This is a genomic window from Streptomyces sp. NPDC059895 (assembly GCF_042731035.1).
In the GTDB taxonomy this organism is placed as follows: Bacteria; Actinomycetota; Actinomycetes; order Streptomycetales; family Streptomycetaceae; genus Streptomyces.
Genome location: NZ_JBHWKO010000097.1, coordinates 1 through 10,669 on the forward strand (window position 1 = coordinate 1; position 10,669 = coordinate 10,669).

General features: G+C 69.9%; 14 protein-coding genes. 12 read left to right on the forward strand and 2 right to left on the reverse strand.

Annotation, left to right across the window (positions count from 1 at the left end; all coding sequences use genetic code 11):
- Positions 1-366 precede the first annotated feature (366 nt).
- Entirely contained in the window at positions 367-2,376 is a 2,010-nt protein-coding gene (locus tag ACFV9M_RS41180; protein ID WP_385079267.1) for a S9 family peptidase, read from the forward strand.
- 191 nt (positions 2,377-2,567) lie between these two features.
- Here the strand turns inward: ACFV9M_RS41180 and ACFV9M_RS41185 are convergent, their stop codons facing one another.
- On the reverse strand, positions 2,568-2,735 hold the full coding sequence (locus tag ACFV9M_RS41185) for a hypothetical protein (protein WP_385079268.1): 168 nt from the start codon (positions 2,733-2,735) through the stop codon (positions 2,568-2,570).
- Positions 2,736-2,938: 203 nt separating this feature from the next.
- On the opposite strand from ACFV9M_RS41185, the gene ACFV9M_RS41190 reads away from it, so the two are divergent.
- From ACFV9M_RS41190 to ACFV9M_RS41230, 9 genes are all read left to right on the forward strand, one after another.
- Positions 2,939-3,289 (forward strand): hypothetical protein, encoded by a 351-nt coding sequence (locus ACFV9M_RS41190; protein WP_385079271.1) that lies wholly within the window; start codon positions 2,939-2,941, stop codon positions 3,287-3,289.
- Positions 3,286-4,242 carry a hypothetical protein gene (locus ACFV9M_RS41195; protein ID WP_385079273.1) on the forward strand — a complete coding sequence of 319 codons (957 nt, stop codon included), beginning with the start codon at positions 3,286-3,288 and terminating at the stop codon, positions 4,240-4,242. The genes ACFV9M_RS41190 and ACFV9M_RS41195 overlap by 4 nt, the downstream gene beginning before the upstream one ends.
- Before the next feature lie 209 nt (positions 4,243-4,451).
- Positions 4,452-4,784 carry a hypothetical protein gene (locus ACFV9M_RS41200; protein ID WP_385079276.1) on the forward strand — a complete coding sequence of 111 codons (333 nt, stop codon included), beginning with the start codon at positions 4,452-4,454 and terminating at the stop codon, positions 4,782-4,784.
- Between the two features lie 319 nt (positions 4,785-5,103).
- On the forward strand, positions 5,104-5,322 hold the full coding sequence (locus tag ACFV9M_RS41205) for a hypothetical protein (protein WP_385079279.1): 219 nt from the start codon (positions 5,104-5,106) through the stop codon (positions 5,320-5,322).
- 78 nt (positions 5,323-5,400) lie between these two features.
- Positions 5,401-6,117 (forward strand): hypothetical protein, encoded by a 717-nt coding sequence (locus tag ACFV9M_RS41210; RefSeq protein ID WP_385079280.1) that lies wholly within the window; start codon positions 5,401-5,403, stop codon positions 6,115-6,117.
- A gap of 358 nt (positions 6,118-6,475) precedes the next feature.
- A complete protein-coding gene (locus tag ACFV9M_RS41215; protein ID WP_385079283.1) occupies positions 6,476-6,859 on the forward strand; it encodes a hypothetical protein in 384 nt (127 codons plus the stop codon).
- Between the two features lie 448 nt (positions 6,860-7,307).
- Positions 7,308-8,576, forward strand: coding sequence for a hypothetical protein (locus ACFV9M_RS41220; protein ID WP_385102724.1), 1,269 nt, complete (start codon positions 7,308-7,310; stop codon positions 8,574-8,576).
- A complete protein-coding gene (locus tag ACFV9M_RS41225; protein WP_385079287.1) occupies positions 8,576-8,770 on the forward strand; it encodes a hypothetical protein in 195 nt (64 codons plus the stop codon). The genes ACFV9M_RS41220 and ACFV9M_RS41225 overlap by 1 nt, the downstream gene beginning before the upstream one ends.
- A gap of 330 nt (positions 8,771-9,100) precedes the next feature.
- Positions 9,101-9,313 (forward strand): hypothetical protein, encoded by a 213-nt coding sequence (locus ACFV9M_RS41230; protein ID WP_385079289.1) that lies wholly within the window; start codon positions 9,101-9,103, stop codon positions 9,311-9,313.
- A gap of 50 nt (positions 9,314-9,363) precedes the next feature.
- Here the strand turns inward: ACFV9M_RS41230 and ACFV9M_RS41235 are convergent, their stop codons facing one another.
- The gene (locus tag ACFV9M_RS41235; protein ID WP_385079292.1) at positions 9,364-9,798 is read right to left on the reverse strand and encodes a hypothetical protein; all 435 of its coding nucleotides are present in this window, start codon (positions 9,796-9,798) and stop codon (positions 9,364-9,366) included.
- A gap of 154 nt (positions 9,799-9,952) precedes the next feature.
- Here ACFV9M_RS41235 and ACFV9M_RS41240 point away from each other — a divergent pair, with 154 nt between their 5' ends.
- Together ACFV9M_RS41240 and ACFV9M_RS41245 are read left to right on the forward strand one after the other, a co-directional pair.
- Complete coding sequence (locus ACFV9M_RS41240; RefSeq protein WP_385079295.1) at positions 9,953-10,207, forward strand: hypothetical protein; 255 nt, start codon at positions 9,953-9,955, stop codon at positions 10,205-10,207.
- Positions 10,204-10,575, forward strand: a complete 372-nt coding sequence (locus tag ACFV9M_RS41245) for a fic family toxin-antitoxin system, toxin component (RefSeq protein ID WP_385079298.1) — start codon at positions 10,204-10,206, stop codon at positions 10,573-10,575. Before ACFV9M_RS41240 ends, ACFV9M_RS41245 begins: the two co-directional genes overlap by 4 nt.
- Positions 10,576-10,669: the final 94 nt, after the last annotated feature.

Here is a 10,669-nt window from a genome sequence, read left to right on the forward strand (position 1 = left end):
CGGTAGGCGTGCGCGATGGATCGCACGCTGCGCTGGGCGCTAAGGCCCTGTCGAGAGCCGAAGGGCCAGTGAATCACGCCGTGGAGAGGGGCCGGACGGTCATCCACGGGTCACACACGACAAGGAGGACCACATGCGCCAACACACTGCTCAGTAGGTGTTTTCCTTCCTCGACGCGGCAGGTGAGGACTGTCGTGAGGCCCCTGGGGCAGGAGTTACCGTTCCGTGAAAGCGTCTCGGTAACGGCGTTGACGGACGGCGTTACATCCATGCGTGTGCGAGTGTGCCGGAAGGGCTGCTGACAGAGGGGCGTTCCACGTCGGGCTCCCTGGCCGGCCGTGTGGCGCGCGGGCGACAATCGCCCGCATGATCGAGTCCTCCGGTGGCCCGTCCACCTTCCATGATCTGTCCGCCTTCGTCGCCTGTGCCCGCGTCAACTCCCTTGCCCTGTCCGTCGATGGCACGCGTCTCGTCGCCGCCGTGCAGTCGCTGTCCGGGGACGGGACGCGATTCGTATCCGGCCTGTGGGAGATCGATCCGACCGGGAAACGCGACGCGCTGCGGTTGACCCGGTCCGACAAGGGTGAGTCGGGGCCCGTATTCGGTCCGGACGGGACGCTGTACTTCCTGTCGGGCCGCGCCACTGCGGACGGCGACGAGGACGAGGGGGCCGCGCTGTGGGCCCTGCCGCCGCGCGGGGAGGCCGTCGTCGTGGCCCGGCACCCTGGCGGGATCGCGACGGTCACCGTCGCCCGGGACTCCGGCGCGCTGTGCCACACCGCGGGGCTGCTGCCGGGTGCCGCCGACGCCGAGGCGCACGGCAAGCTGCGCGCGGCGCGGAAGAACGCGAAGATCACGGCGATCCTTTATGAGGCCGGGCCGACCCGTGCCTGGGACCACGACCTCGGACCGGTGCAGCCGCACACCTTCGTCCGTGCCGGTGTCGACGCGGAGCCGGTCCTCGCCGGTGGGCAGGGGGTCGGTCTGGAGGATCCGGGGGACGCGGCGCTGTCGCCGGACGGCACACGGGTTGCCTACCGCAGGTTCGTGCCCGGGCGGGTCCCGGACGAGCATCGCACCGCCGTGGTGGTGGCCGACGCGGTCAGCGGTGAGGAGATCCACGTCGTCGGTGATCTGGAGCACCTCTACGAGGCGCCGCGGTTCACCCACGACGGCGCGGCCGTCGTGTGCCGCCGGATGCGCTACCCCACGTACAACGACCCCTGGGAAGCGACGCTCGTCCGGATCGACCTCGCCGACGGCGCGGTGCAGGACCTGCTGCCCGGGTTCGACAACTGGCCCGGTGGCGTCGCCTGTTCACCGGTGGACGACACGCTCTTCTTCACGTCCGACGAACAGGGGCACGCCCCCGTCTTCCGGCGCGATACAGACGGTGGCGTCACACGCCTCACCGCTTCGGGCGCGTACGGCTCGCTGACCGTGGCCCCCGACGGGCTGACGCTCTACGCCCTGCGCCACGCGGTCGACGCGCCGCCGACACCCGTCCGGATCGATGCCGACGTCGTCGACCAGACTCCCGCCGTACTGCCCGCCCCAGGCGGCGTCGGGCAGTTGCCCGGCACGCTCACCGAGGTGCACGCCGCGGCGGACGACGACTTCGTGCTGCGCGGCTGGCTCGTCATGCCCGAGGGCGCGTCCGCCGAGCGGCCCGCTCCGCTGCTCGTGGCCGTCCATGGCGGACCGCAGTTCAGCTGGAACGGCTGGACGTGGCGGTGGAACCCTTGGCCGTTCGCCGCGCGCGGCTATGCGGTGCTGCTGCCGGATCCGGCCCTGTCGACCGGCTACGGGCAGATCAATCATCGGCGCGGCTGGGGGCAGTGGGGCGGGCGTCCCTACACGGATGTGATCGCGCTGACCGACGCGGCCGAGGCGCGGGACGACATCGATGCCTCGCGTACGGCGCTCGCCGGCGGCTCGTACGGCGGATACATGGCGAACCGGGTTGCCACCAGCACGGACCGGTTCAAGGCGATCATCAGCCATGCGGGTCTGTGGGACCTGCGGATGTTCCAGGGCGACACCGATGCGCCCTGGTACTTCCAGCGGATCTTCGGCGACCCGCTGACCCGCCCCGAGCGGTACGAGGCCGACTCACCGCACCTGGACGTCGCGAAGATCCGTACCCCGATGCTGGTCATCCACGGCGCGAAGGACTACCGCGTGCCCGTCGGCCAGGGCGCCACCCTCTTCCAGGAACTGCAGCGGCACGAAGTCCCCGCGAAGTACCTCTACTTCCCGGACGAGAACCACTGGATCCTGAGGCCGAACCACACACGCCTGTGGTACGAGACGTTCCTCAACTTCCTCGACCACCACGTCCTCGGGACCGAATGGCAGCAGCCAGGCCTGCTGTGACCCGGCGATGGCCCCCGAACGGCCTGCTGGACAGCCGATCGCCTTCCTGGACTCCAATCGGAGCGTCGCCCCCTTCCGGGCGCTGTCCGGGGACCTGCGGGCATGTGTCGCACCTCTTCACCCGGACCTCAGTCACGAGGCCAGCATGCGGGGTCTGACAAGGACGCGCCGTCGTCCGCAGAGGAACCCGGTCAGTTCGAGGGGGCGTTGTCCGTCTTGTCGCCGTCGGCCGGCGGCGAGGTGGCTTTGCGCGGCCGGCCGCGGGGCTTTTCGGCAGGCCAGTGCTCCTTGAGCTGTTCCAGGAAGCCGTCCGGGTCGGCGACCAGTGCGTTGAGGCACGCCACGAGGAAGCCTTGCATCTCTTGGTTCCGTGTGCTGAGCGCTTCTGTGGCCTGCGTTTTGAGGGTGGCTTCGGGACGGACGTTCAGGAGTGGGTCTCGGTGCCGGTCGCGTCGCTGAGGGGGCATACCAAGAACCTTTCCATAAGTGGCTTGCCACTTTCAAGGCGTCGCGCTACCTTAGAAAGTGGCAAGCCACTTATGGGATGTGGAGGAACCTGCCCGTGAAGATCAGCGAACGCAGCAACCCCGCCGGCTACCAGGCCGCCCTCGTCCGTGCGGCGCTCCGCTCGGGCATCGCCCACGACGCGCCCGACGCCGACCTCGACCAGGCCGCCACTACGGCGGGCCTGCGGCCCCCGGTGCTCACCGAATCGCGCGAGGCCGTGCGCTACGCCCTGGAGTGCCTGGTGGACTTCATGGACGTCAGCGACAGTCCGGACGCCGTCGTCGGCGGCAACGACATCGGGCAGGCCGTGTTCGATGCCGCCAGCGAGCTCCGTCCGCTGGTCGTCCTTAACGGCGACGGCTGCCCGGTCGTGATGGTGCCGCAGCCCGTTGAGGAGTCGGCGTGAGCGCCGACATCAGCCAGACCGCCGGGGAGCGCGAGATCGCGTTCGCCCCCGCGCTGCCGGACGACCTGAAGGTGGAGACGGGCATCGGCTACCTCCAGCCGGGCGGCCTGGTCGTGCATACCGGCTGGTCCCGCCCGCACGACGGTGCACCGAACGAGCGCAGCCAGCACCCCGCCTACGAGGGCAGCAGCGTCCAGTGCTGGAACATCTCCACGCCCGACGGGCACCGCGCGAGCCGCTTCCCGTACCTGACCCGCCCGGACGCAGCCACGGCGGCGGCGCGCATCGTGGCCGGCCTGCCCGGCGGGCTGTGGCCGTCAGACGCCGACACCGCGGTGCTGCTCCCGCTCGCCCTGGAGGCCTCCGGCACACCGGACATGCTGCCCCTCACCCACAAGGACAAGCCCAACTGGGGCTCCGGCCTCGGGAGTAACCTCGCCGACTTCTGGATGCCCGACACCCGGGCCGCGTACGAGCGGATGATCGAGGCTCACGGGCGGATCCCGAAGAACTGCCAGGCGTGCGCCAAGAGGGTGCGCGCGCAAAAGCGTCTCGGCTGGCTGCCCCGGACCTGTCACTGGCCCCTGTGGTCGGTGCAGGGCCACCGCGGACAGCTCGTCCGTCCGCACTGCTACTGCACCGCCTGCATGCGCATGGACGTGACCATGGGGACGTTCGGGCCGGGCGTCGACCAGGAGGGCGAGACCGTCCCGGGCTCCATGGCCATCTACCCCTACAGCGCCGTCCCGGGCGTGGTCGACCCCGACATGGACCGCGGCGAGCGGCCCTTCGCCTGGTTCACCTACTTCCTCAGCGAGGGCGGGTGCGTCGTCATCGACGAGCGCCCCAGCGTGAGGCTGTGGCCGGTGGGCGCACGGCACGACGACGCGCTGCTCTGCGAGACCGGGGTCACCGGAGAGTTCGGTGTCGACGACGCCGATCCCAGCTCCTAAGCACGGATCACCGGAGTTCGAGCGAAGAGCGGGCGACCGAGCAGCGGCACTCCCTGTGGAGCGCGGACGACGAGCTCAACGACCTGTACACCCGGCTCGACCGCGCGTGCGCCCTGATCTACCTGCCGGACGGACACCGGCCGTCGTACCTCGACCACCTGGCCGAGGCCTACCGGACGGGCGAGATCGTCCCGGTCCGTACGGTGCCGATGGTCGGGAACCTGCCCGTCGCGCACCACGCCTCCCTGGGCGTCTCGCAGAAGCCGCTGTCGCGGGTGCCGGAGGGCGAGCGCGTCGAGGCCACCGTGTCGGTCGCCTCGATCCGGCAGGGAGACGGGTACGTGCGCCTGCTGCAGGACAAGGCGGGGCAGGCGGCGCACGCCCGGATCCGCGACGACCGCTGCACCGTGGCCGACCAGGCCCTCGGGCGCCCGCTCCAGGCCGGTGACCGGGTGGTGGTGCGCGATTACGTGGAGCAGGAGCCGGTGCTGCCCGCCGGGATCCGGACCATCGACGTCGTCACCGTCCAGGCCGCGGCATGAGCACGGCCGCCGCACGCGGCGTCGGCCGCCTTCCACGAGGCCGGGCACGCCGTCCTCGCCGCTGCGTACGGGGCGCACATCACGGTGACCGGCGTCATCGACGTGCCCGCCGAGGGAGTCGAGTGGTCGCTGACCGGGCGCACCAGGGCCGACGGGCCGCCGATCCCGTTCTGGCGGCTCGCCGCCCGGTGCGCCGCCGGCGAGCGCGCGCAGGCCCGCTACCTGAAGTCCGCGGGCCTGTGGTCTGCGGACAGCGAGGCCGCGTGCGCGCACCACGACGACTTCGAGTACACCGCCGCCTCGTTCCAGAGCGCCGGCCATGTCCTCACCCGAGACGAGGACCTTCCGGACGACGCCCCCCTCCGGAATGTCGTGGACCACGGCGTGCCGGATGGCCGACCTGCTGCTGTCGATGCTGTGGCCCCAGGTGGAAGCCGTGGCCGCCAGCATCGACGCTCACGGTCTGCTGACCGGGGACCAGGCCGCCGCACTCGCCGGCGCCACCAACCCGCCGCCCTACACCGGCGGCACCGACTGACCACATCCCGCACCACGGACTCCGGCCCGGCCGCGGCGCCGGGCCGGGACCTACACCGACGAGGAAGGGAACACCGAAGTGAGCAGCCACATCGACACGACGGCCACCGACGGCGAGGACGCCGAATGGATCGCCCGTCAGATCGGTCCCCAGCAGGTCGGCGGCCGGTACTACAACGGGTACTGGGGCCAGGAGTACGAGGTCCTCAGGATCGACGACCGGCCGGACAGCTGGGGACCGTGGGAGATCGTGGTCCGGTGGGCCGACGGCCGCGAGGACACCCATGCCACGGCGTGGGACGACGAGCGCGACCGCGTCATCGCCCAGCCGCCCACCCCCGACGTGACGATCGTGTCCACGGGGCGCCTGCACGACGCGAAGGAGTCCGAGTACGCCGACATCCTGACGCGCGCCACGGTCGCGGTGGACCTCCGCTTCCACTTCAGGGACCCGCACATCAGTGCGGACCTGCGCGAGCTGACCGCACACGACCAGGCGGTGCGCGACACGGTGATGGGCACCCCGGGCGTGCGCGAGCTCCTCGCGGCGACCGCGCTGCAGATCCTGGCGTTCCTGGCCGGACCGTCGAAGGCGCCGATCACCGTGGTCACCCAGTGCGCCGGCGGACGTCATCGTGCCGCGGTCACGGCCATGGCGCTGCACGCCGTCGTTGCCGGCGACGTGAAGGAGGCCGCCGCGTACGGGCTGGCCGACGCGGCGACGGCCTTCGCCGACCGGGGCCTGGTCGTGCAACTGGCCCACCGTGACATCGGCCGGGACGTCGTCCATCGCTGACCGGCCAGCCATGTCAGCTGTGACTCCGGTACTTCGGTGACGAACGTGGCGCCGAGCACGCCCACCGTAAGACCCTCGCTGCCGACCCCCTCAGCCTGGCCACCCAGAACCGACAGGAGAACGGAATCGTGAACGAGAAGCCTCGCCTGCACCAGCTCCCCGATCTGCTCGATGCTGCGGCCAGCCTCCTGGATCACCTCGGAGCCGTCGCCGGATTACGCGCCGGGCTCCACACCACCCTCCCGGAGGGAGTCCGCCTGCTGGTGAAAACCGGGCTCCCGTACACCGACGAGGTGGGCCCCTGGACCGGATCGGCGCAGCCCTCAACGCGCCGATCGTCCATGACCGCACCGAGTTCATGGGCCATGCCCACGTACGCGGGACATGGAGCAGTACGCCGGTCTACGCCAGCCACCTCTACTCCGACCAGCCCTTCAAGGAAAAGCCGTGCACCCAGCCTGCCTCCAAGGTCAGCTGCCGGGTACGCGCCCTCATCCCGTGGGCCCGGCAGGACTGGACGCACCAGGCCGAAAGCGTCCATGTGTACGACGAGGACGGCACCCCCTGCGTCCACGTCGTCCTGACGTCCGAGGATTCCCTGGACGATGCCCTCGCCACGCTCCTCGATGCCACCGGGCCTCTTCAGTACCACCACGCACGCAACGACGACTTCGTCGCGCACGGCTCGGTGCTCCTGGACGACGGCACCGTGGTCACAGCGTCCGCCGTCACGCCTACGTGACCGGTCCCTGCCCAGGGGGCAGTCACTGACGCGCAGACAGCCGTGAAGGCGGTCCGGAGCCATTCCAGCTGGCTCTGGGCCGCCTTCGACTGTCCAACACCCCGACTCAGGGCGGCTCGGTGCTGGTCAGGCTGGTAGGGCGTCGATCGCGGCCTGCCACGGGTAGGCGTCCAGCCCAGGGGCCCGCAGCGCAGCAGTTCCGGGCGCAGGCGTCCGGCGGCCCGCCGGGCCGTCCGGCCACACAGCGGCGAGTCTTGCACTCGGGGGCCAAGGGCACCCCTGTTGTCAGAGGGCCCGGCTACCTTGGAGCCGGGACATCGAGGGTCCGCGAAACCAGAACACCGAGCAGTGATGCAGATCACATCGTACTGGCGAAAATTTTTTGCCGGAACGGCCCGCTCTCGCCGCCAGGAAGTAGAGACGCTTCCAAACTGCAAGGAGGGGCCCAGTGGCCACGTTGCGTTCGATTCTTTCCAGTAAGTTCGAGAGCACCGGCGTCGGGCAGGTGCTGTCCAACAGATGGCAGTCGTTCGAGACCATGGGTTCCGCGATCTCCTCGATGGAGTTCACGAAGGGGATCGGGGGCGGGTTGGTCGACTGGGCGCCTGCGGCCGACATGGCCTCCGCGTTGAAGGACTTGTCCCTCGCCGACGCGGGCATCGCCAGCCTGGCCACCATCGGCATCGCAGACGACACCCTCCACGCCTTCGGCAACCTTGACCTGCCCGACCCCAACCCCCTCGGCGACACCCTCGCCTCGGTCTGGAACAGCTTCGCCCCGATCGATCTGAAGCTGCCCAAGGTCAACCCGATCGGCGACGCGTTCGCCTCGGTGGGGTTCGCGAGGTCGGTCGCCGGCCTTGTTGACTGGGCGCCCGGGGACAAGATCTCCGCCGCGTTGAAGGACCTGTCCCTCGCCGACGCGGGCATCGCCAGCCTGGCCACCATCGGCATCGCAGACGACACCCTCCACGCGTTCCGCGACCTTGACCTGCCCACCCTTAACTCCCTCGGTGACTCGCTCGCCTCGGTCTGGAGCCACGTCTTCGACATTCCTGAGCTGGCGGGTCTGCTGCGGGGGCTCCCGGACGATCTGCTGACCCCTCTGCGTTCCGTCGCTCGGCGGATCGAACGTCTCGGGGCGCCGATCGTCTGGGCGGCACGTGCTGCTCTGGACGCCTACCTGGACGGCGACCACGATCCGATGCACGAGTTTCTCTACACGCACCTTCGCCTCCGGCCTCCCACGGAGGACCATGCCCAGGCCCTGGCCATGGCCCTGATCTTCCGGGAGTGGGAGAAAGAGGTCGACCTCCAGGACGCCGACGCTGTGCGTGCGATCCTGCGGAAGTACGCCCGGGAGGGCAACGACCTGGACGGCGATCATCAGGTCATGGGTCGCATGATCAGCCATCTGCCGGAGGGGCTGGACCTGCTGTCTCCGGCCCCGGGGCCGGAAACGCTGGCTATCGCCAGGGTTGTGCCCTGGTCTGAGCATTTTGACGCCCGGTACGTCCGCTACGCGACCCGTCGGCTCAAGGAAACCGAGCAGAGGGTGGCACGGGTCTGGGCCGAGAATCCCGAACTCAACTGGCTTCAGGCACCCGAACTGGTCGACCAGGACGTCGCCATGGGCACCCGAGTAAGGCGCAAGCTCCTCAGGGCGGGCGACCAGATCATCGAGCGGGCCGCAGCTCAGCTCCGGAGGACGATCTGATGGCAAGGAGCGACAGGTCCCAGGAGCCGCTGCTGAGCCTGCGCTCGGCAGCGGTGTTGCTGATCGGCCTCCAGGTCGCCACGGCGGCGGGGTTCCTCGCTCACGCCGCAGGCAGCCCGCTGGCCACCGCCGCGCTCGCCGGCGGAGCCGCTTTCGGCGCCACGGTTGCCTTCGCCCGCTCGGCTATCGGCTGATCCGGCCGAAGGCGCGGCAGATCGCCGCCGGAGTCACCGCGGACGGGATCACCATCGCCACCCGACGCATGCGGCCCCCGTCCAAGCGATCTGAGTACGCAGGAGGGGGTCTGCGGACCCCCTCCGTCTCGTCACACCCGAACCAGTCCGGCCCCGGCGCCGCCTGCAGCGCTGATCCACCACAACGAGTGGGATCCCGGCACCGTCGGAGCCCCTTCGCGTTCCCGCAACGAATTTCTGCGGCAACGGAATACCCAAAACGACGGGATGATCCTGGGCAAGGTCGTGGCGGTGCTGCGGTCCCTGTGACAAGCCGGAGGAGCAGGCCTTGTGCAACATCTCTCTGACTCTGACGACCCCGACGACGCCGACGACGAAGAAGAGGCGTGGGACGGCGGCTGGACCGACGCCCTGGTCACAGAACTCAGACGGTCGATGCCGCCCGGCGCCCTGCTGGGCCTGGTGCTGGCCGCCGACGAGACGGTGCTGCAACTGCGGTACCTGCGTCCGTCACCGTCTCGCGGACCCGCGTTTCTCAGCTGATCCACCGCTGCTTACCCCACGCGCCGACCGAGGCCTGCGGTGCCGTCTGGTCAGGCGCTCGCCTCAGCGACAGCCGCGCGGAACTCCTGCGTCATCAGGGCAGCTGAGCCGCGCTGAACGGGAGTCTCGCCGGGCTCAGACGACACCCTGGCCACCGCGGCACTCATGCGTTCGTACCTCGCGGCGTCAACGACAACCCGATGCTCTTCGGGGACCTCGCGGGTGTCCCGAACGGCGACCATCGTGCCGTGGCGGGTGCCGATCCACCCGATCGTCTCGACCTTCCAGCCGAGCTGCCGGGCCGCCCTGCGCATCGCAGCCCGGATCAGTTCGACTCCACCGAGCCCGACGGCTTCCTCGTCGTCCAGGTTCACCTGGTAGGAGCCGCCGTAACCGCCGGCGTTCTCGGGGCAGGATCGGCGCAGCAACGGGACCAAGGCCTCGGCCATGGCGATGCAGTGCGGGTCCTTCGCGTAGGAAGCCATCGGCGTCATCGTAGAACCGCCCGGGCGCAACGAGGCGCCGTTCTGCGGGGTGCTCCCTCAAAAAGGGGCCGCTCCAAGTACGGAACCGGCAGATGGTGACCACGTCCGTACCCAGCTCGCGCCTGCCCCTGCTACCACCCTGCTACCATGAAATGTGGCTACGAATAGGCAGACGCAGGTCCGGCTGGACGAGGGCGTGTTGGAGGCTGGCAAGGCTGCCGCCCGCTCCCGCCGACTCGACTTCAACAAGTACGTCGAGAGGCTCATCATCGAGGACACCACCGGCGCCCGCGCTGCCGGCATGGCAGCCGCCCAGCGGCTCATCGATGAGCACGGCACGTTCCTCGACGACCTGGAGCAGCAGCTCGACGCCCCATACGACCAGCAGCAGCCGGGCGCGGCCGCGTGATCCTGCACGTCGACGAGTCCTGGGTTCTCGAAGTAGCGGAGCGCGCCGGGCACCGCGATCCAGCCGCCGACGACTACGGCGTCCCTATCGCCGCCGTCGCCCGCCACCGCGGCGAACTCTTCGAAACTCCCGTCTACGACGGCGCCTTCGCCCGCGCCGCCGCCCTGGTACACACCCTGGGCCGCTGCCGGTGGCTGGAACGCTCCAACCTCACCGTCGCCTGCGCCGTTGCCGTCATGTACCTCGAGGCCAGCAACATCCCCGTCAACCCCACCCGGGAACAGCTCACCGCACTCGCCCATGAGCTGAACAACCCCCGCTCTACTGCCGAGCGGATCGCCTCGTTCCTGCGCACCTGGAAACCCTGAGAAGGCTTCTCGAAACCGAGTGTGGGGCTGGGTTCGTGCTGGTCAGGTGTAGTGCCGGGGTGGGTGAGGTAGGTCCGGTGCGTCCGTGGAGGTG